Annotated in this window: 23 protein-coding genes and 3 pseudogenes; 10 read left to right on the forward strand and 16 right to left on the reverse strand. The window is 62.1% G+C overall.

Annotated elements, in window-relative coordinates:
* Positions 1 to 6 precede the first annotated feature (6 nt).
* Positions 7 to 2,523: a glycoside hydrolase family 2 protein gene (locus tag EL22_RS11595; protein WP_050051656.1), complete on the forward strand. Its 2,517-nt coding sequence runs from the start codon at positions 7 to 9 to the stop codon at positions 2,521 to 2,523.
* Positions 2,524 to 3,463: 940 nt separating this feature from the next.
* Here EL22_RS11595 and EL22_RS11600 read toward each other — a convergent pair.
* From EL22_RS11600 to EL22_RS11610, 3 genes are all read right to left on the reverse strand, one after another.
* Positions 3,464 to 3,730: a hypothetical protein gene (locus EL22_RS11600; protein ID WP_050051657.1), complete on the reverse strand. Its 267-nt coding sequence runs from the start codon at positions 3,728 to 3,730 to the stop codon at positions 3,464 to 3,466.
* 62 nt (positions 3,731 to 3,792) lie between these two features.
* The gene (locus EL22_RS11605) at positions 3,793 to 5,424 is read right to left on the reverse strand and encodes an SLC13 family permease (protein WP_082146762.1); all 1,632 of its coding nucleotides are present in this window, start codon (positions 5,422 to 5,424) and stop codon (positions 3,793 to 3,795) included.
* 152 nt (positions 5,425 to 5,576) lie between these two features.
* Positions 5,577 to 5,822, reverse strand: a complete 246-nt coding sequence (locus EL22_RS11610) for a hypothetical protein (RefSeq protein WP_050051658.1) — start codon at positions 5,820 to 5,822, stop codon at positions 5,577 to 5,579.
* Positions 5,823 to 6,840: 1,018 nt separating this feature from the next.
* Here EL22_RS11610 and prf1 point away from each other — a divergent pair.
* Together prf1 and EL22_RS11620 are read left to right on the forward strand one after the other, a co-directional pair.
* On the forward strand, positions 6,841 to 8,109 hold the full coding sequence (gene prf1, locus EL22_RS11615) for a peptide chain release factor aRF-1 (RefSeq protein WP_050051659.1): 1,269 nt from the start codon (positions 6,841 to 6,843) through the stop codon (positions 8,107 to 8,109).
* A 62-nt stretch (positions 8,110 to 8,171) separates the two neighbouring features.
* Complete coding sequence (locus tag EL22_RS11620) at positions 8,172 to 8,975, forward strand: winged helix-turn-helix domain-containing protein (protein WP_050051660.1); 804 nt, start codon at positions 8,172 to 8,174, stop codon at positions 8,973 to 8,975.
* 5 nt (positions 8,976 to 8,980) lie between these two features.
* Here the strand turns inward: EL22_RS11620 and EL22_RS11625 are convergent, their stop codons facing one another.
* Positions 8,981 to 9,223, reverse strand: coding sequence for a hypothetical protein (locus EL22_RS11625; RefSeq protein ID WP_050051661.1), 243 nt, complete (start codon positions 9,221 to 9,223; stop codon positions 8,981 to 8,983).
* 157 nt (positions 9,224 to 9,380) lie between these two features.
* Positions 9,381 to 9,539, reverse strand: a complete 159-nt coding sequence (locus EL22_RS17230; RefSeq protein WP_156184114.1) for a hypothetical protein — start codon at positions 9,537 to 9,539, stop codon at positions 9,381 to 9,383.
* A gap of 332 nt (positions 9,540 to 9,871) precedes the next feature.
* Here EL22_RS17230 and EL22_RS11635 point away from each other — a divergent pair, with 332 nt between their 5' ends.
* Complete coding sequence (locus EL22_RS11635) at positions 9,872 to 10,651, forward strand: hypothetical protein (protein ID WP_050051663.1); 780 nt, start codon at positions 9,872 to 9,874, stop codon at positions 10,649 to 10,651.
* Here EL22_RS11635 and EL22_RS11640 read toward each other — a convergent pair.
* From EL22_RS11640 to EL22_RS11650, 3 genes are all read right to left on the reverse strand, one after another.
* A complete protein-coding gene (locus tag EL22_RS11640) occupies positions 10,611 to 10,937 on the reverse strand; it encodes a hypothetical protein (RefSeq protein ID WP_050051664.1) in 327 nt (108 codons plus the stop codon). The genes EL22_RS11635 and EL22_RS11640 overlap by 41 nt on opposite strands.
* Before the next feature lie 77 nt (positions 10,938 to 11,014).
* A complete protein-coding gene (locus EL22_RS11645; RefSeq protein ID WP_050051665.1) occupies positions 11,015 to 11,914 on the reverse strand; it encodes an acyltransferase in 900 nt (299 codons plus the stop codon).
* 130 nt (positions 11,915 to 12,044) lie between these two features.
* Positions 12,045 to 12,284, reverse strand: coding sequence for a hypothetical protein (locus tag EL22_RS11650; RefSeq protein WP_050051666.1), 240 nt, complete (start codon positions 12,282 to 12,284; stop codon positions 12,045 to 12,047).
* A gap of 142 nt (positions 12,285 to 12,426) precedes the next feature.
* Between EL22_RS11650 and EL22_RS11655 the strand changes: the two genes are divergently transcribed.
* Positions 12,427 to 13,506, forward strand: a complete 1,080-nt coding sequence (locus EL22_RS11655) for an aldo/keto reductase (RefSeq protein WP_050051667.1) — start codon at positions 12,427 to 12,429, stop codon at positions 13,504 to 13,506.
* Between the two features lie 22 nt (positions 13,507 to 13,528).
* On the opposite strand, the gene EL22_RS11660 is transcribed toward EL22_RS11655, so the two are convergent.
* Positions 13,529 to 14,323 carry an SDR family oxidoreductase gene (locus EL22_RS11660; RefSeq protein WP_050051668.1) on the reverse strand — a complete coding sequence of 265 codons (795 nt, stop codon included), beginning with the start codon at positions 14,321 to 14,323 and terminating at the stop codon, positions 13,529 to 13,531.
* Between the two features lie 65 nt (positions 14,324 to 14,388).
* On the opposite strand from EL22_RS11660, the pseudogene EL22_RS11665 reads away from it, so the two are divergent.
* Both EL22_RS11665 and EL22_RS11670 read left to right on the forward strand, forming a co-directional pair.
* A pseudogene (locus EL22_RS11665) lies at positions 14,389 to 14,547 on the forward strand (bile acid:sodium symporter family protein); the annotation flags it as partial.
* Positions 14,548 to 14,690: 143 nt separating this feature from the next.
* A complete protein-coding gene (locus EL22_RS11670) occupies positions 14,691 to 15,170 on the forward strand; it encodes an NUDIX domain-containing protein (protein WP_050051670.1) in 480 nt (159 codons plus the stop codon).
* A 129-nt stretch (positions 15,171 to 15,299) separates the two neighbouring features.
* Here the strand turns inward: EL22_RS11670 and EL22_RS11675 are convergent.
* Positions 15,300 to 16,759 (reverse strand): annotated as a pseudogene (locus tag EL22_RS11675) (DUF402 domain-containing protein).
* A gap of 85 nt (positions 16,760 to 16,844) precedes the next feature.
* Positions 16,845 to 17,222, reverse strand: coding sequence for a hypothetical protein (locus EL22_RS11680; RefSeq protein ID WP_050051671.1), 378 nt, complete (start codon positions 17,220 to 17,222; stop codon positions 16,845 to 16,847).
* Between the two features lie 85 nt (positions 17,223 to 17,307).
* Here EL22_RS11680 and EL22_RS11685 point away from each other — a divergent pair, with 85 nt between their 5' ends.
* Complete coding sequence (locus EL22_RS11685) at positions 17,308 to 18,324, forward strand: PrsW family intramembrane metalloprotease (protein ID WP_050051672.1); 1,017 nt, start codon at positions 17,308 to 17,310, stop codon at positions 18,322 to 18,324.
* Positions 18,325 to 18,426: 102 nt separating this feature from the next.
* Here the strand turns inward: EL22_RS11685 and EL22_RS11690 are convergent, their stop codons facing one another.
* Both EL22_RS11690 and EL22_RS11695 read right to left on the reverse strand, forming a co-directional pair.
* On the reverse strand, positions 18,427 to 19,056 hold the full coding sequence (locus EL22_RS11690; protein WP_050051673.1) for an SDR family oxidoreductase: 630 nt from the start codon (positions 19,054 to 19,056) through the stop codon (positions 18,427 to 18,429).
* A gap of 90 nt (positions 19,057 to 19,146) precedes the next feature.
* On the reverse strand, positions 19,147 to 19,749 hold the full coding sequence (locus EL22_RS11695) for a riboflavin synthase (RefSeq protein ID WP_050051674.1): 603 nt from the start codon (positions 19,747 to 19,749) through the stop codon (positions 19,147 to 19,149).
* Between the two features lie 94 nt (positions 19,750 to 19,843).
* On the opposite strand from EL22_RS11695, the gene EL22_RS11700 reads away from it, so the two are divergent.
* Complete coding sequence (locus tag EL22_RS11700) at positions 19,844 to 20,107, forward strand: hypothetical protein (RefSeq protein WP_050051675.1); 264 nt, start codon at positions 19,844 to 19,846, stop codon at positions 20,105 to 20,107.
* A gap of 128 nt (positions 20,108 to 20,235) precedes the next feature.
* On the opposite strand, the gene EL22_RS11705 is transcribed toward EL22_RS11700, so the two are convergent.
* Both EL22_RS11705 and EL22_RS11710 read right to left on the reverse strand, forming a co-directional pair.
* Positions 20,236 to 21,156, reverse strand: a complete 921-nt coding sequence (locus tag EL22_RS11705; protein WP_050051676.1) for an LLM class oxidoreductase — start codon at positions 21,154 to 21,156, stop codon at positions 20,236 to 20,238.
* Between the two features lie 156 nt (positions 21,157 to 21,312).
* Positions 21,313 to 23,283 (reverse strand): aconitate hydratase, encoded by a 1,971-nt coding sequence (locus EL22_RS11710; RefSeq protein WP_050051677.1) that lies wholly within the window; start codon positions 23,281 to 23,283, stop codon positions 21,313 to 21,315.
* 270 nt (positions 23,284 to 23,553) lie between these two features.
* Between EL22_RS11710 and EL22_RS11715 the strand changes: the two are divergent.
* Positions 23,554 to 24,045: pseudogene (locus tag EL22_RS11715) on the forward strand (deoxyuridine 5'-triphosphate nucleotidohydrolase); the annotation flags it as partial.
* A 43-nt stretch (positions 24,046 to 24,088) separates the two neighbouring features.
* Here EL22_RS11715 and EL22_RS11720 read toward each other — a convergent pair.
* On the reverse strand, positions 24,089 to 24,943 hold the full coding sequence (locus EL22_RS11720) for a hypothetical protein (protein ID WP_197075894.1): 855 nt from the start codon (positions 24,941 to 24,943) through the stop codon (positions 24,089 to 24,091).
* Between the last annotated feature and the right edge of the window lie 148 nt (positions 24,944 to 25,091).

The raw sequence follows: 25,091 nt of genomic DNA on the forward strand, positions 1-25,091 counted from the left end.
CAGAGTATGCGGATAGAGTCGCTTAACGGTAGTTGGGAGTTTCGCCAGTTGGAGGCAGATAACTGGCTCGAGGCATCAGTTCCCGGCGGGGTCTACACAGATCTCCTCGATGCCGGCGAAATTACCGATCCGTACGACGCTGACAACGAACTCGACCTACAATGGGTTGGAAAGTCAGACTGGATGTATAGACGCACCGTGACACTCGACGATGACTTTCTCAACGAGGATCGTATACGTTTGCGGTGTGCAGGCCTCGACACCGTTGCGACGGTGCGGATCAACGGTGAAGTCGTGGGTGAAACTGCTAATATGCACCGCAAGCATGAGTTCGATGTCAGTGATATCCTTACGGTCGGAGAAAATCAGGTAGACATTAGATTCGACTCGCCTGTCGAGTACAGCACCCGACGCTCGGAGAACCATGAATACCAGGTCCCGACACTACGGTATCCGATTGACCAACCGGGACGAAACTTCATCCGAAAAGCTCAGTGCCACTACGGCTGGGACTGGGGGCCGTGCCTTCCGACAGTCGGTATCTGGCGGGATATTGAACTGCTGGCGTACTCCGAACCGCGGATCGAGTACACGAAGACTGTACAGGATCACGACGCTGATAGCGTCAACCTTGACGTAATCGTCGGCCTTGACGCACCGTCCGATGACGAAGCGGTGCTAACTGCTGAGGTTGCAGAGACGGCAACGCGTGAGGTTGTTGATGTCACTGAGGGAAGCAATGAGGTAACGGTAAGCCTCAACGTTTCGGACCCCGATCTCTGGTGGCCGAACGGGTACGGCGACCAGCCGCTTTATGATCTTACCGTAGCTATCGACGCGGACCCAAAGCCGGTACCGGGCAACACGGATGCGGTAACAGCCGACGGCGGTGTGGCAGCAGTTAACTCGTCTATTCCATCCGATCCTTCGCACAAGACATCTACCCGCCTCGGATTTCGAGAACTCGAACTCGTTCGCGAAACGGACCGAGAGGACGGTGGTGAGTCGTTCATGTTTGAGGTCAATGGAGTACCGGTGTTTGCGAAAGGAGCTAACTGGATCCCGGCCGATGCACTGCACGGGCGGGTCACGCGCGACCGATATGATTCGCTGCTCGACAGCGCCGTTGACGCAAACATGAATATGATTCGCGTTTGGGGTGGCGGGTACTACGAGCGCGACGGTTTCTACGAAGCTTGTGACGAGCGTGGACTACTTGTCTGGCAGGACTTCATGTTCGCCTGTGCGCTATATCCAAGCGATGAGGAGTATCTGGAATCTGTCGAGGCAGAGGTTCGATATCAGGTCCGTCGGCTAGCGGACCATCCGTCAATCGCTCTCTGGTGTGGAAATAACGAGGTTGAAATGGGCCTCGAAAGTTGGTTCGACGATGCCGACGAACTAGAACAATTAAAGCAGGACTTCGAGACACTGTTCTACGACGTGATCGGCGACGCTGTAGCCGAAGAGGACGCGACCCGGACCTACTGGCCCGGATCGCCGTCGAGCGGAACCGGGATGCAAGATCCCTATCTGACGAATAAAGGTGATCTCCACTACTGGGACGTCTGGCATGATGGCGCAGATTTTGACGAATATGAGACGGTCGAACCACGATTCGTCTCGGAGTTCGGATACCAGTCGTTCCCTTCAGTTGATGCTCTCTTGTCAGTGCTCCCGGAAGGGGAGCTCAATCCGACCGCACCGTTGATGGAGCACCACCAGAGACACGAGAGTGGAAACCGGACAATACTTCAGCGGATGGCCGCGTCGTTCCGTATTCCGTTTAGTTTTGAAGACTTTGTCTATCTCAGCCAGGTACAGCAGGGTCTCGCGATGAAAGTTGCCATCGAACACTGGCGGCGACAAAAGCCGAATTGCATGGGTACGCTGTTCTGGCAGTTGAACGACCTCTGGCCCTGCGCGTCGTGGTCGTCCGTCGAATACGGCGGCGACTGGAAAGCGCTCCAACACATTAGCCGTCGTATCTACGCACCGGTCCTGCTCTCGACGACCATGAGCGACGATGGCGTCGAAATCTGGCTTACAAACGATGAACGAGAATCCCTTTCCGGGGAGATAACCGTCGAGTCCTACACCTTTAACGGGGAGCTCGTGGGAGAGGTTGACGAAAGCGTCTCCATCGCAGCACTTGAAAGCGACTGCGTCGCAACTGTAGATCCGGATCAGTTGACAGACGACATTCCCACAGAAGAAACGTTCCTCAGTATCACTTTCGACGGGAGCGACAAGACATACCCAGCGTTCGAGTTCTTCGAAGAGTACAAGCATCTCGAATTGCCGGAACCGGATCTCACAGTCTCCGTCGACGAAGACGAGGTGACGATCAGGACTGACGCTGCTGCGTTGTTCGTCGCGCTTGACGTTCCAATTGACGGCCAATTCTCGGACAACTATTTTCACCTTTCACCTAACGAGGAGCGGACGATCACATTCGACGCTTCTGGATCGCCCAATTGCCTTGAACAGAACCTTAAGAGTAGGAATTACATGCTCTGTTGAAACCATCGAGTCATAATCAAAGTTTGATTCAGCGCATGACACGCAAATCGTGCTTAATAAAATACGAACCAACTTCTAAATTACATGGGGATATGTCGACAGATCCGTACGTCGTGTGAAAATATGAGCATCGAAACTACTGGTACGACGCTCACTTGGATTCGTATAGCGCCACCCGCTCATGGATGCTCCCGCTGATAGCCCCGATCGGAAACGTCAACCAGAACGTCGACGCCAGAGCGACGAAGCCAACGACAACCAAGAATGCCGCCACTTCACTAACCTGCACGTACTGCCCAGAGAGAACCGCCGCTGCCCCGTTCAAGATGTTACGATACGCCTGATGAGATCCTACACTCCCCGAATGTCGGATACGTTTGCCATTTCACTTGAGCTCGAGAAACGCTTGGAACGGGGAACAAGTCTCTACAGTGCGTTTGCAGCTCTCGACCACCCATTCGCGTATCCCGAGGATCAATATCCCGAGTGGCACCCCACATCGTATTCGTTTCGGGGTATGGTCAAGCTGTTCTACTATCGAGAAATTACTGGAGAGAGCTACCGATCATTGACCCGCCAGCAAGCGACCGAGGTTGGGATCGACCGTAAGGATAGTGGATACGCGCCGTCAAATCGATTACGAGTCGATTGAATACCACTAGTTCAGAAATAGCCGCTACGTTTAATCCGCGGGAATAGGTCGACTCTCCGGGGAACGTCCACGACGGAGAAAAAAGCAACTGGTTTCCGCAGAAGACCAAGACTCGGTGATGTAAATTGTGGCCCGTGTAGAAGGAACTAACGAGGAAGAAACCGTCTTCCCGGACAAATCGTACGAAGCGAACCAGTTGCGGTCCCACAATGCGGTCCCCGGAGTGGGTCCAAGACTGGGAGGGACCATACTATATCCGAACGGAATCGATCGACGATGAGTGACAACCTACATTTGATATTCCAAGGTAACGCCAACGAGACTCAAACAGCCGCCAACGAATATCACGAGGAGATCAGTTGACGAGACCGTGAACGCAGATGGATCGGTCGATACCAACTCGTACACGGCACCAGCGATCATCACCACCGAACCGATCGCGATCAGTAGCGTGGGGAGTCCCCACTCTCCAGTGGCGGACAGGGCGAGCGCGTTGAAGCCAAATATAATCCCGATGACAGCAAACGTCGCAGTGTAGACGGAGAGGCGCTCCATGTATTCGATAGAGTTTGGAATCGGTGATAATTGGTCGGGTTGAACGGAATGGTGTTTGCTGCTTACCAGAGAACGGTCGGCCAGACGAACTGGAACATAAACCAGATGAGGCCGGTCAGTACAGCGGTCATCACGATATTGAGAATGATGCCGGCTTTCATCATCTGCTCCTGTTTGATGTATCCCGAACCGAAGACGATGGCGTTCGGCGGCGTCGCCACCGGAAGCGCGAACGCGAAACTCGCGGCGACGGCTCCAGAGACAGCGAGGAACACCGCAGCGGCGACGTCAGAGAGACCAAGCGTCGACGCGAAGACACTCCCAATGCCGATGAGGATGGGAACGATGATGGTCGCCGTCGCGGTGTTGGATGTCATTTCCGTCAGGAAAATTACAAGAAGGACGACGACGAAGACCACAAGGACGATGGGCGCGTTCGTCAGCGATCCGAAGACGGTGTCCGCGATCCACTCCGTCGTTCCGGTTGCAGCGAGCGCGTCCGCCAACGCAATACCGCCACCGAACAGTAAGATCGTTCCCCAGTCGATATCGACGAGGTCGTCCCACTCCATGGTATCCGAGAGCACGAGCGCCGGAATAGTGAACATCCCAACCATGACGTAGTAGAGCAACCCCTGATGGCCCTCCGTGCCGAACACGGAGGTACCTTCACCGCCGTAGAGCGTCGTCTCCCACGCCGCAGGGAGGTAGGGGCCGACGAACTCGCCCAGACCCCCGAGTACCCACAGCACCGCCGTTGCGGTGAAGATGAAGGCTACGCGGCGACCGTGCGTCCCGAGCTCGCCCTCTTCTTGAAGATACGTCTCGGCCTGGGCTCGCGCGTCTTCAACGTCGGCGATTCGCGGTGGATAGAGCCAGTAAGTGAGGATGTACCAGACCAGCGGAAGCGTCAAAACGACGATTGGGATGCCGATAAGGAGCCACTGTGCGAACCCGATATCGTAGTCCAGAATGGAGTTGAGTTGCCCGGCGAGAATCGCGTTCGGCGGCGTCCCGATGAGCGTTCCGACGCCGCCGACGCTAGCGGCGTAGGCCGTCCCGAGAAGCATCGACACCTGAATGTTGGTAAAGCCGTCCACGTTACCCGCCGAGGCGGCGGTCGCACCGCCGTCTGCGGACATCTCCGGATCGACATCCGCGTCCGGAGCGGCCGCCGCCGCTTCGATGCCCTCGCGACCGATGACCTGCGCGAGCACCCCTAACGCAATAGGGAGCATCATCGCCGCCGTCGCCGTGTTCGACACCCACATGGAGATGAACGCCGTCGCGAGCATCACCGCCAGAACGAGTCGACGCGGTGACGTCCCCATCACGGCCATCATGTAGAGTGCGACTCGCCGATCGATGTCGTACTTCTGTAGCGCGTTCGCCAGCATGAACCCCGCGATAAACAGGAAGATGATGTGGTCGGCGAACCCCCGAAGCGCATCATCCATGCTCGCGTAAACGCCGAATCCCGTCAACAGGATCGGGATCGACAGCGCCGTCACGGGGAGCGGGAGCGTTCCGGTCACCCAGAGCGCTCCGGCGAAGAACATGGTCGCGAGGGCGTACTGTCCGTCCAGTGGCAACCCGTTCGGAGTCGGTGCCCCCGCCACGATCCCGGTTCCGAGTAACACGGCGAGGAAAACGAGTACGCGGTGCTGTGCCTGTGAATTTCCGAGTTGTATCATTGATACACGCGTTCTCTTAGTATCTTCACGATTAATTCTTTCGAAGTTTGCAGAATTCGGTGACGTCTATTCCAGTCGGAGAGGTCGACACGGGGCATCGATTGACAGCCAATAAAGACGCTTGCGGGTCGTGGAATCGACCGGGCCGACGGTCAGAACTCCTCGGCGATGGCTCGGATCTGACTATCCTCGAGTTCGGCCGCGTAGAGGTCGAAAAGCGCCTGTCTCCGCGATCGTGAAAGCATCCGATTGCCCGACTCGAGCATCGAAATATGGGCCTGCAGTATACCCTCAATGGCACGTTCGACGCCCCGCTGTTCGTATCCGGCCGCTACACGAAGAAGTCGCCACGCAAGTGGCGAGAGATCCGTCACATCGACCGATTCCGGGTACGCCATCGGACGAAAGGTCCCGCCGCACGGGTGAAAAGCGTTCCGAGGATGAACCGCACTCCGATCGGAGGACGCGATAGAGAGATGGTCAGATTACACCCGGCCAGGGTCCTGCGTAGCAGATACTGCCTCGAGATCGAAAAATCGTCAAAGAGCGTCTACCACGAGTAGAGATGATCGCGTTGGTCTCGAGACGGGAAGCAGCGACTCACATCGACGAACGTTGATCGATAAGACGAGGGGAGAGTCGAGTGTACAATCACCATCTCGAGTCAACAGAAAACATCCGGCTTGGATTCGACGCAGAGAATCGAGACTCGTCACCGCGAATGCGGTCCTCGAGTACTTCGAAAAGTCAAAGTGAAAGCTGACATTTGGGTCCATCGTCGACGACGAGGACAGCACTCGTCCGTAGCTCCCCTACTCGGAACGTGAAACCGTCCAGACCATGGCCCCTACAGCGGTTTGCGGACCAACCAATTTTAAATACGACCCGTCCCATCGGCTGAATATGAGAACCGTTCGGTTCGTGGACAACTACGCGGCGTCCTCTCGTCACCGTCCTCTGCACATATCGGACCACAGATCGCTCGAGACTCATGATCTACGTCGACACAGAGGGAGATCCAGCACACGCCTGAGAGCCCGTCGACTGTCGAAAGAGATGGGCGCTGACGCTCTCCGACCGTGAGTACTGAGAATCAACCGATAGAAAGCGCCGTACTGTACGCTCGGCGGTATCTGGTGAGGATCCGCAATGAAAGTCACTCGAGACGCGGCCGGAATATACCATTTTGTAGTACTTCGAACATAGGTGGTGAGATAGCCTGATTTTCACCCTCTCGATTATTATATATTCTATGAATTGTTTGATTTGTTCAACTCACAGTAGTGTATGATCCCCACAATATATTTTAGATGGCCCCGTGAATTTACCCACAGAATATTAACGCTTCCAACCATAACTCAAAAATAATCGGGCACCTTTACTGTCTTGGTGGTCTTATCTACCATAAGATCAATAATGGGTTCCACCGACAAAAGTAATACGGAAGATTACTCACAGCATAAGAAGTACGAATTCCGGAAGGTTATCGAGGATCTCAAGGACTACGAGGGGTCGGGAACGCAACTCGTGACTATCTATGTTCCCGACGATCGCCAGATCAGTGACGTCGTCGCACACGTCACGCAGGAACACTCCGAGGCGGCCAACATCAAGTCGAAGCAAACCCGGACCAACGTCCAGGACGCGTTGACCTCGATCAAAGACCGACTTCGGTACTACGATACGTTTCCCCCGGAAAACGGGCTCGTCATGTTCTCGGGGGCCGTCGACGCCGGCGGCGGCCAGACGGAGATGGTCACGAACGTCCTCGAGAGCCCGCCCCAGCCCGTCGAATCCTTCCGGTATCACTGCGATTCGGACTTTCTCACCGAACCGTTAGAGCACATGCTGGCGGACAACGGGCTGTACGGCCTGATCGTCCTCGACCGGCGCGAAGCGAACGTCGGTTGGCTGCGTGGCAAGCGCATCGAGCCGGTCAAGTCCGCCTCCTCGCTCGTTCCCGGCAAGCAGCGAAAAGGTGGCCAGTCCGCACAGCGGTTCGCCCGACTGCGCCTCGAGGCGATCGATAACTTCTACCAAGAAGTCGCGGGGATGGCGAACGACCTCTTCGTGGCGAAACGTCACGAACTCGACGGGATTCTCGTCGGCGGTCCCTCACCGACGAAAGACGAGTTCCTCGACGGTGATTACCTCCACCACGAGATCCAGGACAACGTCCTCGGGAAGTTCGACGTCTCCTACACCGACGAGTCCGGTCTGAAGGAACTCGTCGACAACGCCGAGGAGGCGCTTGCCGACGCGGAGGTCATGAAGGAAAAACAGGAGATGGAGGAGTTCTTCGAGGAACTCCATGCGGGCGAGCGGGCGACCTACGGGTTCGAGCAGACCCGCGACAACCTCATTATGGGTTCGGTCGAGACGCTGTTGATCAGCGAGGACCTGCGCTCCGACGTCGTCGTCTTCGACTGTCCGGAGTGTTCGAACACCGACTACGAAGTAATCGATCGGCGCAATTCCACGCCGGACCACGAGTGTTCGGAGTGTGGAACCGCGATCGAGGCCGATGACGGCGACCGCGAGGACGCGATCGACCACCTCATCGAGATCGCCGAACAGCGCGGGACCGAGACGAAGTTCATCTCGACGGACTTCGAAAAGGGCGAACAGTTGTACAACGCCTTTGGCGGCTTTGCGGGCATTCTACGCTACAGTACGGGCGTCTAAACGCCGACGCGACCGCCTGATCGGGAACTTTTTACTCGTCGCTCGTCGTCGAATAGGTGAGGATGGGGCATTCGAGTACCGGAGACGACGTTTTACGGACCGTCGCCAAGCGTTCGCCGCTGCTCGAGCACCTCGACGCCGGGCCGGCGGCCAAGCGCGAATTGATCGAAGTTCTCGATTGCTCCCGGTCGACGATCGATCGAGCCATCAGGGAACTCGAGGCACTCGATTGTATTCGACGCTGTGAGGACGGGTTTCGTCTGACCGTCGCCGGTCGACTCGCGCTCACGGCCCATCGACGGAGTCGGCAGACGTTCGAGTCGATCGCGCGGACGAGCGATCTGCTCGGCGAGTTACCCACGGAGACACCGATCGCTACCGACCTGATTCGCGGTGCTACCCTGCTCGAAGTCCCGGCACATGCGCCGAACGAACCGCTCGGGGAGATCGTCGAGCTGATCGACCGTGCCGAACGATTTCGCGCCATCGCCGCGGCCGATAGGACGCCGGCGTTCCGACGGCAGTTTCGCGAGCGCGCGATCGACGACGACTTCGACGTCGAACTCGTCGTCACCGAATCGCTGGCGCGAGTGACGCTGACGGATCACGCCGATCTGCTAGGCGACGGCGCGCTCGAGGGGGAGGTCGACATCTACACGGTGCCGACGGTCCCCTACGAACTCTCGATCGTCGAGACGCCGACCGAGTCGGTCGCCTACGTCGTTCCGTTCGACGACGACCTGACCTACCACGGCGTGATCCGGAACGATTCGACGGCGGCACTCGAGTGGGCTCACGGCGCCTTCCGCCGGTACAAAGCAACTGCGAGGCCGATTTCTGCGTTCGACCGGCGCGTAACGGACTGAGCGGGTCACAGCGTTCCGCGCAGGTGCACGGCATCGTCCGTGATCTTCTCGATGCTCCCCGAATCGAGCGGGTGTGCGTCGTCGGTGACCGACCCCCAGCCGAGTTTCGCTTTGATCGTCTGGAGGAGGGTCGGGTCGAGCACGACGTAGCCGCGACCGTCTTCGACGTGGGAGAGACGCCCGACTACGGTCCCGTCGGCGTTCAATACCCGCTTTCCGGTATCCCACGGTTCGAGTGTCTCCCGCATAGTGTGTCCGGTGTCGCGTGATTCGGGCGCGAGCGCTCACAGCCGGCCTCGAGCGCGCGTTGTCCAGCCGAGGTGGATTCGGCGAGGTACTGGCGTTCGTCGTCTGAGCGATGTACTGGCGTTCGTCGATCCGGCCGAGGGGTGCACCGTCCGTCCGCTAGATCGCGAACGGTCGCGCGAGGACGGCGACGATCCAGAAGGGCGACCGCGTCGATCTCGAGGGATGGCCGAATCTCGAGTCGGGAAACGGCAGGCGACGACGAATCGATCGGCCCGACCTCGACGTGTCGCCGATCGGCGGCCCAGACGTGTTCACTACCGGCTATCCGCCTCCGACAACGGATTCGGGTCGGATAAACGGGCGAAACCGTTGTCGAAGCTCACGATCCATTACTTCCCACAACACGCCCGAACGGGCGCGATATCGCCTTTGTATTCGGTCTCGAGACCGGATCGTCGATCGCGAGGGCCGGTCGACGCGATCGATTCGACCCGGAGTAATACCCTCGCTATTCGAATCCACCGATCGTTTCACGCGAGAAACGGCGGACTTTCGCGAGTAACAGAACGGTTCGTTCGGGTAACGATCCACTTGCGGTGATAACGAAACGGTTATGATCGCTCTCGCGTAGTGGTATCCGTCATCAGATGGCCGCGTCTTCGATCGAGACCGTCGTCGACGATCCTCGAGTCACCGCCCAGTTCTGTCGTTCGATTCGTCACCCCGGCGGCGAGGTCGTGCTCCTCGGTGTCGTCCACGACCACCCGGCGAGTATCGGCCGCGTTCGAACGGTCATAGAGCGGGTTGACCCCGACACGCTCGCCCTCGAGTTACCCTCGGCCGCGGTCCCGTTGTATCGCGCGTACGCTCGAGACGAGCGATCTCCGCCCCGATTCGGCGGCGAGATGAGCGCGGCGATCGACGCCGTTTCGAACACCGAGGTCGTCGGTATCGACGCCCCGAACTGGCCGTTCGTCCGCCGACTCGTCGCCCGACTCGTCGCCGACCGCGTCTCGCCGTCGACCGCCAGACGCGTCCTCTCGAGTCTCGGGAACGCGACCAGAGACGCGCTGACCAGCCGAGTCGCCGCGACCGTCACCGACGCGACATCGCTGACCGTCGCCGCCGACGAGCCGGTATCGTACTCCTGTACGCGCGCGGACGATCCGGAGACGCAGGCGGCCCACGAGCGGGCACACGTCGCCGGCGTCCGGGCGCTGCTCGGCGGGACGGAAGACGAGGTCGAACGTCCGACCGCGTATCGCGACGACGCACGCGAACGGTGCATGGTCGAGCAATTGCGGGCGCGACGGGCGGATGGCTCGGTCGTCGCCGTCGTTGGCGCAGACCATCTCGACGCGCTCGAGGCCGGGCTGTCCGACTCGCTTAGCGGTGGATCGACGAGACACAGTTCCAGCAGTAACTGAATGTCTGATCCGACTCGTTGCGAGCCCCGCAGTGGGGACACTGGATCGTCTCGCCGTCGAACTCGAGGGTCGCCTCGAGTTCCGAGGGGTCGTCGAACTCCTGGCGCGGCGCGTAGTGCTCGTGTGGTGACTGGGGCGAGGTCCGCGGTCGGCCGCGGTCGGGTTCGGAAAACGACGGGGACGACGACGGGTCGTCGTCCGCGCGACGGACGTACAGGTAGTACAACAGCAGGTGAAGCAGGGCGAACAGGACCACGTAGCCGACGAGCCACCCCCAGGGGTCCATGTGTGAGTGTAACGCACTCCACACACTTGGCTATTCCCTGCGTTCAACCGTCCGGAGAGTCAGTTTCGCGGGACCGTTCAGTTCGGCGGCTCGAGGTCGCGCTGGAACTCGTCGAACACCTCGAGATCGGCGTCGAGGTCGTACTCGAGGTGTCGCTGTTCCTGGCGGTTGACGCCCGCGTCTTCGATCGGCGTGGCGACCGACTCCCAGCCGGGTTTGATCTTCACGCTCTTGGCTGGCATGCCGACGGCGATGTGGTGGGCAGGGATGTCGTGCTGGACGATGCCGCGCGCGCCGACGATGGCGTTCTCGCCGACCTTGTTGCCCGCACGGACCATCGAGTCGTACGTGAGCCGAACGTCGTCTTCGATTATCGTGTGGAAATTTCGAACGGAGGTCTGATCGACGACGTCATGGTCGTGGCTGTAGACGTGGACGCCGTCGGAAACGGAGACGCGATCGCCGATGGTGAGTTTGCCCCGGTCGTCCAGGTGAGCGTCGTCGTGGACGACCGTGTTGTCGCCGATCGTGATGTTGTGACCGTACGTAAAGGAGATCCCCTTGAAGAACCGACAGTTGTCACCACACTCCTCGAAGAGGTGGTCGGCGAGCATCCGTCGGAATCGGAGCGCGAACTCGACGTTGTCCGCGATGGGAAGGCTGTCGAACTGCCGCCAGAGCCACTGGAGGTGTTTGGATCTGCGGAACTTCTCCTCGTCTTTCTCGGCGTAGTACTCGCTCTCGAGAGTCGTATGACACGGGTCGTAGCTCTGCAATCGGACGCGCTCTGCCGTCGAGACCGAGCCGCCGGCCTGCCAGCGGTCGTAGGCCTCTCGATCCCCGGAGAGATCGATCAGCACGTCTTCGACGACGCTGCACGTGTCTTCGTCGCTCGAGAGTCGTTCGTCGACCTCCGCTACGAACTCCCGCATTCCCGCCTCTGCCTCCTCGGGAAGCGAGACGTGCCGCTTTGTCATAGAATCGAATACTGTCGCGGAGGGCATAGGGGTTCGGTTGTCCGATCGGCTTGCCGGACGACCGGAAATACACCCGGTTACGAGCCGCTCGAGCCCGTATCTGGCAAAATTGGTGCAACGGAAATTGTGCTCAGGAGAACACGAACGAGATGACGCGAGCGAACACGAACGCACACAGGACGCCGACGAGGAGAATAGCTCCGATCACCAGAAGGAACCCAACGAGACTGGCGAGGACGACGACGATCGTCTCCATCGACTCGAGCAACGGGCCGTCACTGATCAGGCCGAGAACGAGCGTAGACAGCAGTACCACGAAGACGAGAAACGCGAGAAACGACCCCAACCGACGCGGGAAGATCTCACTCATATGCGTTCCTTACGGAGCGGTACTGTAAGCAGTTCGGTCTCGGAAGCGAGAGCGGTTCAGGAACGGAGCCAACCGACGTAAAATTCCCACCGGGTGGGGACGTTCCGTACACCCTAAGTCCCCTCGCTCCGAACGTGTGCGTATGCGATACAGCGAACTCGGCGACTCCGGCCTCGAGGTCAGCGAGGTCGGTTTCGGCGCGTGGACCGTCGGCACCGACTGGTGGGGCGACCGCTCCGAGGAGGACGCGATCGAGATGCTCCGGTACGCCGTCGATCGGGGCGTCACCTACGTCGATACGGGCGACGTCTACGGCCACGGCCGCAGCGAGGAGATCGTGGGGCGAGCGCTGTCCGACGTCCGGGACGAGGTTACGATCGCGACCAAGGTCGGCTACGACTTCTACAACAATCCCCAGGCAGGTCACGGCGAGATTCCGAAGCAGATGAACCCCGAGTACCTCCGGGAGGCCGTCGAAAAGAGCCTCGAGCGCCTCGAGATGGACTCGATCGATCTGCTCCAACTCCACAACGCGGATGTCTCAGAGATCACGCCGGACGTGCTCGAGTTGCTCGACGAGCTCGAGGAGGAAGGCACGATCGACGCGACGGGGCTCGCGCTCGGCCCCTCGATCGGCTGGCTCGCGGAGGGCGACCTCGCCATCGAGAAAGAGTTCGACTCGGTGCAACTCGTCTGGAACGTACTCGAGCAGGAGGTCGGTGACCACTTCCTCGAGACGATCGAGCGAACCGGCTCCTCGACGAGTCTCATCCCGCGGGTTCCCCACTCCTCGGGCATCCTCAACGAACAGGTCACCCCCGAGACGGAACTCGGCGAGGGCGACCACCGCGGCTTCCGCCCCGACGCCTGGTACGAGACCGGCTGGGAGAAACTCGAGAAGCTGCGGTTCTTGGAGCGCGCAGGGGACAGTGCTGGAGATGGCTCGAGCGAGCGAACGATGGGGCAAGCCGCCATCGCCTGGTTGCTTTCCCACGACCCGGTCGCCTCCGTGACGCCGACGTTCCGCACGAAAGCCGATATCGACGAGTGGGCGGCGGCAAGCGACGTGCCGAGACTCACCGACGAGGAGATAGCTCGCGTCGAAGAACTGTACGAGAGCGACTTCGATATCGACCGCGACGACGGGATGGACTCGCTTCGTACCTCCGTCGACGGCGCTGACATCGAGTTGGCCGGTCTGGACAAACTCGCTGCCGACTAACTCGCCGATCGATCGAGACGGCTTACGGTTCTGAATCGGTTTTCGGCTTCTCGAGCCACTGCTTCCACGTCACCGAACCCACGGTCCGCTCTGGACACGTCGCCTCGCCGGCCCGGAAGCCGCGGGCAATGGCGCCCGGAACCGGGACGGGAACGATCGGACGCCACGCGGATCGACTGTCGCGGTAGGCGCGAGCGAGTTCGCCGACGGTCCGAATCTCGGGACCGCCGACAGGCGGTACCCATCCAGCCGGTTCGAGCGTCGCGTGGTCGACGATCGCCGCGGCTGCCTCACCGGTTTCGATCGGCTGTGTCTGAAAATCGGTCGGAAGCGGCCAGATCGGCGCCCACGAGAGTCCGTCGAGTAATCCGAAAACGAACTCGTGAAACTGCGTGACACGGACGATCGTCGCGGGAACGGGAGAGCGTTCGACGATTCGTTCGGTGGCTCGCTTGTGCTCGTAGTACGAGTACGGAATCTCGTCGACGCCGACGATAGAGACGTACACGAAGTTCGAAACGCCGGCGGTAGCGGCCGCCTCGAGGAGCCGCTCGGTCCCGCGAACGTCGACCGCTTCACTGTCTCCGCGGGGGGCGGACGCGGCGTGAACGACGACGTCGACACCCGTGACGGCGTCCGACAGCCCCGTTCCGTCTTTCAGATCGAACGTGACCCACTCGGCGTGATCAGCAGTTTCCGACGGCGGCGACCGACTCGTCGCTCGAACGTCGTGACCTGCATGGTGCAAGCGAGGCCGCAACTCCCGCCCGAGCGAGCCTGTCGCGCCGGTGAGGAGCGTCCGAACTGGTTCTTTCATCGCGTTGGGGGTTGGCGGCGAGCAAACAAAGCAGTACCCCTCGCCGTCGCTCCAGTTACCACACCGTCGCGCTCGCGGAGGCGTTTTTCGGCCCGGTCGCCGCACTGATCCCGGCGTTGTTTCGCGTCTGGCACAACATCTCCGGACCGGCGCTCGCAACCGTGTTCACGCGGCGAGTCGATCAGACGGTCACGGACGCCGATTCGGCATCGACCGAAGACTGATCGGGGCAGTCGCGTCGGTGCTGTCCAGTCCGGTTGCCACCACCACAAATTGGGAGAGGTGACTATTTCAGGCCGAAACCCCTTAATCACACTTAATACCCTTCAGGGTACGCTTTTCACACCGGCCGCTGTGAGGCTATATCATGGAAAACGTCACGCACGTCCAGAAAGCCTGCGCCTACATCACCCGCGACACGGGCAAGTTGCTGGTGTTCGAGGGGCCGGGACACGACGGCCTCCAGATTCCGAAGGGGACCCTCGAGCCCGGCGAAACCCCTCGAGAGGCGCTATTTAGGGAGGTCGTCGAGGAGAGCGGCCTCGGGGCGCTCAGCGCGACTCGCCACCTCTCGACCGACGTCTGGACGCGACGGCGGTCGCCGCCGAAGCGGTACGTGCGCCACTTCTTTCACTCACGAATCCACGAACCGCGCGATAGATGGACGCACACCGTGACCGACGGCGGCGGGGAACACGGCTCCGAGTTCGAGTTTCGCTGGGTCGACCCGCAAACCGCTCGCGACTTTGCACTCGATCTCGACGATTACGTGCACCTCCTTCCGACGACGGGCCTCACCGGCGAAACGGGCGCGGATATCGACGACATCGTGACGGCTTCGGACTGATCGCGACTTCGAACGACCTCGATTTCGGACAGACAGCTGTTCCGGGACGTTTCACCGCTCGAGCCGCTACGAGAACGAACCGCTCGAGCCGCTACGAGAACGAACCGCCCGATCCGCTACAGGACCGGATCACTTCGAGAGCGCTCGTTCGACGGCTCCCGCGACGCTCCGCGCTTTCTCCGCGAGGTTCGTCGAAACGAGTCCGTCCTCGACGGCGGCCTCGAGTTCGGCCTCGTCGACAATGTCGACGTTGCCTCGGGCGAGCGAATCACGTCGATATAGAGGTCGACGTACCGGGCCGTCCCGGGAAAGAGTTCGACCGGCGTACAGACGTTCACGTAGGTGCCTTTCGTCGAACCGTCGTCAGCCTTGTACGTCGTCGGATACCACCAGCGGCCCTCGCGGAACTTCGTCACGGCCGTGTCGCCGTCTTCTTTCGGGGTTCCGAGCGCGTCGTAGCTGCCGCCGGCGCTCATCGAGCGCTCGAGCGTGAGTTTTCCCTCGGGGTCCCACTCGGTGACGGTGCCCGACCCGAGCGAGAACAGTCGTCCGTCGGGTTTCCCGTGGCCGATCTCGAGGCGGTCGCCCGCGAGCGGGCCGAACTGTTCGGCGACGGCGGCGAAGGGGAACTGTGCGTCCGCACCCGATCCGGACGCGTCGTCCGAGTCGAAGGCGGCCGCGGGAGTGGCACAGACGGCCTCCGCGAAGTCGACGGCCGAACTCGCCGCCCTGTCGGCGGCCTTGGTCCGGTGGTGGCCCGGCATCGTCGTCTCGACGGCGCGTCGAGCCTCGTCGAGTGCGAACCGAGAGCGTCGGCCGAACCATAGCCAGACCGTCGACCGCGGTGCGACCAGCTGCGACGGCTCACCCGGTTCGACCGGTGCGTCGGCCAGTTCGTCCTCGAGCGCCGCGGCGCGGTCGACGACTCGATCCAGCGCCTCCCCCAGCGCCTCGAGATCCGCGTCGGCGGCGGCGTGGTGCCAGCGGAGCCCCCAGCCCTCGGGAACGTCCGTCGAGAGCAGGTCTGTCATGCCGACGAGTTCGTTCGCGCGCTTGCCCGAGAGCGCCGCCGAGACGCCGGTACGATCTCGAGAGAGCGTACAGAGCCCACTGCGAACCTCGCGGGTCGAGACGACCCGCGGACGGTCGTCGGCCCACGGCGGGGTCGAGTCGCGAACCTGCACGCGATATCGGTCGCCGGAGTCGACGTAGCCGTCGGCGTCGTCGTAATTGAGATAGCCCCGACGCCCGTCGTCGAGGTCGACGATTGCGCCGCTGCCGCCCGCGGCCTCGAGCACCTCGGCGTCGAAGACGGCACCCTCGGGTGTCTCGCTCTCCCACCGAAAGGTGTCGATCGCGAGAGAGTCGAGTTCGTCGGCGACCGCCTCGACGGCCGCCGGCGGGCCCGAGATCCCGACGCCCCGTCTGTCGCGGGTCGTCTCGAGGGCGACCGCGGCGGGGGCGATCGCGAACTCGTCGTCAAACCGCTCGCGGATCGGATCGGAGGCCTGGACGACGTCGAACCCGGCCTCGGTGAGCAGGCGGGTGAGCGCCGTCGTGTAGATGCCTCGAACGCGAACCGCCGTCATCGATCACCCTCCGCTCGTGACTGTTGACCGCCCGCGGAACCGTCCCAGACCGTCACAACGCGTCGCCTCGCGGAACTACCCCCGATCATCGCAGCGTCTCTCGGTCCGGCGCGAATCTGACCCGGCCGTCGATCGTCGGGCCGAGTGTCAACTCGACGTAGTCGTCCTCGAGGACCCGCCCGTCCTCGACGTAGACGCCCCAGCTATCGAATCGAAGCCAGCCACGCATCTCGTCGGCGTGAGTCATCAGGTCCAGATAGTCGACGGCGTGTTCGGGGTACGTCTCGCTCGAGTGTGCCATGTCCATATCGGAGTAGACCGTGTCGTGTGTCTCGAAGAAGAACTCGAGTTCCTCGGCGTCGGCCGCGACGGCGTCGACGACGGCCGCGGACGCCTCGCGGAGGTCCGCGGTCTCGAGGCCGACGGCTCGAAGCGCGCGCTGGGTTCGTTGGTCGAAGTGCATACGCGTCCGTTCGGCGGGCAGGCCTTTGTGGATTCCGTGTTCAGACGGTGAAAACGTCTTTCCGGGCGGCCGTAATGCGGTACGTATGGCACGGCGACGCGATCTGATCGAACGGTCCGCGGACGACTCGAGGGACTTACAGGAGGTATCGACCTGGGAACCGCGAACGCTGCCTGATAAGATCGCCTGCAGGGTTTACGACGGTATCAGCTACGGCTTGCCTGCTATCCTCCTGCTGACTGCGGTGATTATCACGGCCGCGATTTTGCTGTCCCCGGCTATCGTCGTCGCCGAGGAACCGCTCGTGAGCGTCTTCTTCTTGCTCTCGGTCGTCCCCGCGGCGCTGCTCGCGGCGTACGTCTGGTACGTCGATATCACGACCAAAGAGCCGCTCAGACTTCTCGTCGCGACCTACGTCCTCATAATCCTGCTCGCGCCCGTCGCCGCGATCGTCAACTCCGCCGCCGGGCTGTTCATCAGCGAGGCGACGCTCCTCGGCAGTTTCCTGTTTTTCTTCCTGGTCGTCGGTCCCGTTGAGGAGACGATCAAGATGGTCGCCGTGCGCGTCTACGCCTATCGAAGCGACAGTTTCGACGCGGTTATCGACGGTGCGGTCTATGGCGCGGTGGCGGGGCTCGGGTTCGCCTCGATCGAGAACACCCTCTACATCGGCAGCTACCTCGCCGACCTCGAGGCCGGCACCGGGCTCCTCGTCGGCGCGAGCGAGATCGCGACGACGCGGGCGCTCGCGGGTCCCGGCCACGTCATCTACTCGACGATCGCCGGCTTCTACCTGGGGCTGGCGAAGTTCAATCCGCGCAACGCCGGCCCCCTCGTCGTCAAGGGGATCCTCATCGCCGCGATAATCCACGGCACGTACAACTTCAGCGTGCAGTTCGTCCCCGGACTGGGAACGGCGCTGCTCCCGATCGGTCCCGGCGTCGCGTTCGTGGGCTTCATTATCGTCTTCAACGCCGTCTTCGGCTACTACCTCTACCGGAAAATCGACCGCTACCGCCAGACCTACCGCGAAGTTCGCGACGACGCGGGCAATCGAGACCTGACACCCGAGAAGACGGAATTCGAGCCGAGCCAGCGGTAGGGTCGAATCTCTCGAGTCGGCTCCGCGAGGGGGCGGCGTCGGCTCGCGAGAACGTTCACCAGTTACTCATCGCGCGCCACATTCCTCGCGCGCCGCCCTTCCTCAAAGCGGATCCTCGAGCGCCGTTTCGATCGGCTCGTCGCCCGAGAGCACCTCGAAGGTACGGTCGTACGTACTCTCCATCGGAATCGCGGTCACGAGCATGCACGCGACGTCTTCGCGCGGAATGTCGCCGTCTTTCCGCTCGAGATCTGCGGCCGTCCGAACGCGACCCGTCCCCTCCTCGGTGGTGAGTTCGCCGGGACGAACGATGGTGTACGTGAGATCACTCTCCCGAAGCCGCTCGTCCGCTTCGGCTTTCGCGTTCAGATAGTCGCGGAGCGCTTCGGGAGCCATGGACGGCGTGTCCGCACCGAGGGAGCTGAGCATGACGAAGCGGTCGACGCCCTGGCGCTCGGCGGCTTCGATGAGGCGTATCGCCCCGTCGCGGTCGACGCCCCAGACGTCGTCACCGCCCGAACCGGCGGCGAACACGATAGCGTCACAGTCCTCCACGGCGTGACCGATATCCGCCGTCAGGTCCGCGACCACGGGTTCGGCCCCGAGCGCTTCGATGTCCTCGACCTGGTCTTCGCTTCTGACCATGCCCCGCGAATCGTGGGAACTGTCGGCCACGATGCTCGTGACGTGCTGTCCGACCTGTCCGTGAGCGCCCGCAACGAGAACTCGCATGGGTCTCGTTTCGGTCTCGGCGTCAGAATAGCTTTCTGCCGGCGAACTGGTCGGTCGCGTCCAGTCGCGATCAGTACCGACGGAGAACGGTTACTCGAGGTGCGATTCCATCAACCGTTCGACGTACTTCGCGAGCACGTCGACCTCGAGGTGGACCGGGTCGCCGGGCGATTTCTCGGAGAGGGCCGTTTCGTCGTAGGTGGTCGGGATGATCGCGACCGTCACGTTCCCGTCAGCCGTGAGATCCGCGACCGTGAGGCTAATTCCGTCGAGGGTGATCGAGCCCTTTTCGACGACGTAGCGGTCGTACCCCTCGGGGAGCGCGAACTCGAAGTACCAGTCCTCGCCGACGGATTCGATCGACTCGACCGTCGCGACGGCGTCGACGTGGCCCTGGACCACGTGGCCGTCGAACCGGCCGTCGGCAGCCATCGCCCGCTCGAGGTTGACGAGGTCGCCCTCGACGAGGTCGCCGAGGTAGGTCCGCTCGACTGTCTCGCTGGCGAGAAAGACCTCGAACCACGAGCGCGCTTCGAACCGTTCGACCGTGAGACAGGCCCCGCTGACGCTGATGCTCTGGCCGTGCTCGAGGCCCGCGGCGACCACCTCGGCCCCGATCCGATATCGGAGGCCGTCGTCGGTCTGCTCGCGCGCGAGTATCTCCCCGGTCTCCTCGACGATTCCCGTGAACATGTCGTAGATGAGCCTAGGCGGGCGGCGAGCCAAAGCCGTTCCGGGTCGGCAGACGTCGGCGTCTTTTTGAGGCTGTCGACCATACCCCGATCCAATGGCCGGCATCATCGACACGATCAAATTCGCGGGCATTCTCGTCTTCGCGATCCCCGCCGCCCTCGCCGGGCTCGAGTTCGCGTTCGTCCGCGACGAACCGCTCATCGGCGGCGCGTTGCTCGTCCTCGCGGTCGGGCTCGTCCTCTTCGATCGGCTGCTCACAATGCCATCCGACGTTCCCACGATGGTCGCCAAACGCGTCGCCGGGTCGGTCGCGAGCGAACCCGACTCCGACGCGGACGAATCGACGGACGGGGAGTGACCTGATTCTCGAGCACTGATTCTCGAGCGGGCGCCACGAACGATCACCGCAAAGTCCCAGTTTGAGCGGCCGGCAAGCCCGATCACTGCGAATGCCCACCGTGAACGACCGTGAGATCGCGTATCGGGTTACGGCAGTTCGGCGAGTATCTCGGCTTCGAACGTCTCGAGCGCCCGCTCTCGATCTTCGGTGGCGAGATTGACGATGACGTGGTCGACGCCCAGATCCCGGAGATCCCGAAAGTACTCGCGGAACCACTCGGATCCGGCCCGCATCCCCTGATGAATCGGCGTCGGATCGGCGTCCGGATCGTCGGCGAACTCGACACCCATCGCCATGCAGAACGGCTTCTCGCCCGCGAGGTCGCGCCAGTCAGCGAGGAAGCTCTCGAGGGTCGACTCCGGCAGATGATAGAACAGCCAGCCGTCGCCGCGGTCGGCGATCCACTCCAAGTCCTGTCGGGCGTGGCCCGTCGGGAGCAGGGGCAGCGCCTCTGTCGTCGGCTTCGGAACGATCTTGAGATCACCTTCGAGCCGTCCCCAGCGGGTCTCGAGTTCGGGCGCGTCCTCGCGCCAGACCGCGCGGAGGACCTCGATCGCGTCCCGAAAGAGCGCGCCTCGATCCTCGGGATCGACGCCGAAGGCGGGGAACTCGGGATCCCTGTCGCCGGTCGCCACGCCGAGGACGAGCCGGCCCGAGGAGAGTCGGTCGACGCTCGCCGCGGCCTTGGCGACGTGAAGCGGGTGGCGAAGCGAGAGGACGATACTGGCCGTCCCGAGCGCGATTTCGTCGGTGACGGCGGCGACCTGCGAGAGCCACGTCCACGGATCGAACGTCTGGCCCGCGTCGCCGAATTTCGGCCAGTAGGTCGGCACATCCCGACACCAGAGCGCGTCGAAGCCGAGCGATTCGGCGCGCTGGGCGAGTCGCAACTCCTCATCGACGTCCGGCCTCGAGCGGTTCGCGCCGGTGAGCGGGAATCCAGTCCCGAACGTGAGTCCGTCGCCCCCGAACAGTCGCCGGTAGCCCGCGTTCTCGAACTCAGGCATTCGGATAGCCAGTAGCGTCCAGCCGCCTAAATAGCTGCTCGACGGCGACCAGATCGGTACCTACCCGCTCGAGGAACGACGGTAAAAGAAAGGAAAAACGCAAAACCGCGAGCCGAACGTCGGGAACTCTCCGGGTTCGATACCCGCCGAGTTCGATCAGTCGTCGGCGGGCGCTGCGCCGCTACCCTGGGCCTGTTCTTTCGTCCAGGAGAGTTTGCCGCCAGCGGCGAGAATGTCGCGTTCGCGCTGGGAGGCATCGAGCGTCGCCGTGACCTCGTAGTCGTCGTTGACGCGGACGGTGAACTCCTCCTGTCCGCTCGCGACTGCGTCGTAGACATCGTCGACGATTTCGATCTCGTCGCCCTGATCGATGTTCTCGTAGGTGTCATCGTCGATCGTCAGTGGGACGATACCGAAGTTAAAGAGGTTCGCGCGGTGGATCCGGGCGAAGCTCTGTGCGAGGACGCCCTCGATACCGAGGTACATCGGACACAGCGCCGCGTGTTCACGCGAGGAGCCCTGTCCGTAGTTCTCGCCGGCGACGAGGAAGCCGCCGTCGGCCTCGAGCGCGCGCTCGGCGAACGTGTCGTCGACGCGCGAGAGGGTGAACTCCGAGAGTTTCGGGACGTTCGACCGGTACATCAGGATGTCCTGCGTTGCAGGGATGATGTGGTCGGTCGTGATGTTGTCTTCCATCTTCAAGAGCGCCTCACCGGAGACCGCCGAGCCGAGCTGGTCTCGGATCGGGACGTCGCCGATGTTCGGTCCTTTGATGAGTTCGTCGTCGACCGCCTCGTCGGGTGCGATGAGGTCGGTCTTGGAGCCGTCGTACTCGTCGGGGAGTTCGACGCCCGGTGCCTCGAGATCGTCGAGTTCGTCCTCGAGATCCCGCGGATCGACGATTTCGCCGGCGATCGACGCGGCGGCGGCGACCTCGGGCGAGCAGAGGAAGACGTTGTCGTCTTCGATGCCCGAGCGGCCCTCGAAATTGCGGTTGAAGGTTCGCATGGAGACCGAATCGGAGGCCGGCACGTGGCCGATCCCGATACAGGCACCGCAGGTCGCTTCGGAGAAGTTGACGCCGGCCGCCATCATCTCGGCGACCCAGCCGTCTCGTGCGAGCATTTCGGAGGCCTGTTTGGAACCGGGCGCGACGATCGTCTCGGTTTCCATCGCGACCTCGCGGCCTTCGAGCATCTTGGCGACGGGGAGGATATCCTCGTAGCCGCCGTTGGTACAGGAGCCGACGATGACCTGCTCGACGTCCTGACCGGCAACCTCGCTGACGGGAACGACCTTGTCGGGCATCGAAGGCTGGGCGACCAGCGGCTCGAGGTCCGAGAGGTCGACGACGATCTCGTCGTCGTACTCCGCGTCGTCGTCGGGCTGGAGTTCGACGTACTCGTCTCCGCGACCGAGCCGTTCGAGGTAATCCTCGGTCTGGTGGTCGGTCGGGAATATCGACGTCGTCGCACCGAGTTCCGTGCCCATGTTGGTGATCGTCATCCGCTCGGGTGCGGTGAGCGTCTCGACGCCGGGGCCGGTGTACTCGAGAATCTTGCCGACGCCACCTTTGACGGTGAGTCGTCGGAGCATCTCGAGGATGATGTCCTTGGCGGTCGCCCACTCGGGAAGCTCGCCCTCGAGGCGAACGTTGACGACTTCGGGCATCTCGACGTAGTAGGGCGCGCCGCCCATCGCGACGGTGATGTCGATACCGCCGGCGCCGATCGCGAGTTCGCCGAGTCCGCCGGGGGTCGGGGTGTGGCTGTCCGAGCCGAGCAGCGTCTTGCCGGGTGCGGCGAAGTTCTCGCGGTGGACGTTGTGACAGATACCGTTTCCGGGCCGGGAGAAGTGGGCACCGAAGGTGCCGGCCGCAGAGCGCAGGAAGCGGTGGTCGTCCGTGTTCTTAAAGTCGAACTGGTAGGTCTGGTGGTCGCAGTACTGGGCAGCGATTTCGGTCTGGACCTCGTCCAGCCCCATCGCTTCGAACTGCAGCCAAACCATCGTCCCAGTCGTATCCTGTGTCAGAACCTGATCGATCTCGATGCCGATCTCCTCGCCAGTTTCGAGTTCGCCCTCGACGAGGTGATCCTCGAGAATCTTTTCGGTAAGAGTCTGTCCCATAGCGTCCGAATCTCGGCTTTCCGTCCTGATAAATCCAGCGTGTTTCTATCCGGGTCGACCATGCTAGTTCCAGTAAAATGGGCACTGTTGGCGCAAATGTTGCGGTAAAAGTACACGCCCGTTTACGTCCACCATCTTCCGCGCACGAGACATACAAGTGTGCGTGTAGGGGTATCGGGGGGTGCGTGATGGCAATGAGTATGGGATGGGACACCGCCGCGAACCAGGGAGAACGCGACACGTTTTTGCCGGTTCCGTTCCGTTCTCGAGCGTATGTTCCGTTCCGGTGCCTTCGTCGCCGACCACGTTTCGCCGGCGACCGACGAGCAGATCCAGCCAAACGGCGTCGATCTCACCCTCGAGATCGTCTTCGAGCAACTCGAGCCAGGCCGTATCACGAAAGACGGTAAGTCAGTCGGCGAGCGGGTCGCCCGACCTCTCGAGGAACTCGAGGAGAAGATGCCCCAGACGTACTACCTCCCCGAGGGAGCCTACGTCGCTCGCTACGGCGAGCGGATCGAGATCCCCGACGGTCACATCGGCTTCGTCTACCCGCGCTCGTCGCTGATGCGCAACTCCTGTATGCTCAACACGGCGGTCTGGGACGCCGGTTACGAGGGCCGCGGCGAGGGACTCCTGCAGGTCCACCACGACATCGAGATCCAGCGCGGTGCCCGAATCGCCCAGTTGGTGCTCGTCGAGGCCGACCACGAAGAGGCCTACGACGGGAGCTATCAGGGCGAGAACCTCCAGGGACGCTAGTCGAAACCTCGAGTCCAGCTCCGCTATCTTGAGTCGAGCTCCGCTACCTCGAGTCGGAATCACCGACTTCGTACGAGTACTCGAGCGACGATCGGAGCCGGTCGAATGCGTCGAGGATCTCCCGTGCTCGCGCTGAGTCGAGAACGCGAACGCGGGTCGGTGGCCTCGCCGCTTCGGAGTCCCGAAGCCACCACCACGCACGGCGGGGCACCGATTCGGCAGACGCTGGTCTCCAGTCGAACCGAAGAGCGGGTTCTGTCGTTCCCACGCGAACGCGCTGGAGCCGCTCGAGATCGTACGCAACGGAGCCGTTCGCGTCCGGATTGCGTTTCAGACGATCCCACGTCAGTTCGTAGCGCGCGCCGTCGGTCGTCCACGAGGTGACCCCATCGACGGGAACGACGGCCGACCCCGGAACCTGCTCCAGCGCTTCGTTCAGCGTCGCGACGAGTTCGTCGCGCTCGCTCGCGTTGCACTCGCGGATATGCGTCTCGTGAGGGACCGAGTAATACAGCCACGACTCTTCGGTCAGGATCGCAAACGCCTCGAGGGAGAACGTGCGGTCGACCCACGCATCGGTCGCGTCGGCGGGGAGTTCCAGCACCGACTCGACGAGCGGCCGATCCGCCGGGAGCGACGCCCGGAACTCCCGCCCAGAGCCGGCGAGGACTTGCTCCGATTCCGGCACCCGCGCTAACTCGCTTCGGACGGTTTCGAACTGACCGTGCTTCGGATCGATTCGAAGGTTGACGGCAGATCCGTACTCGAGGAGGATGTCGACGACCCGGTTTTCTGCGGTCACGCGGCCGGCGTCGTCCGAGTCTCTGACGCCGGGCAGCGAGCGAGTGACGAGCCGGTGGGTCGGCTCGCCGCTCCCGGCTCGCTCGCGCAACGTCATCGCTCCACCACCGGGATTTCGAACGTGAGGTCGCGTCTGCGACGGACAGCCATCTGATGGGTCGGACTAGGGCGGGACGCAACAATAATTGCTGCGTCGAATCGGACGCCGATTCGCACACAGTTTTCCCGTTCGCGGCCGTCCGTCC

The organism is Halostagnicola sp. A56, from assembly GCF_000691505.1.
GTDB lineage: Archaea > Halobacteriota > Halobacteria > Halobacteriales > Natrialbaceae > Halostagnicola.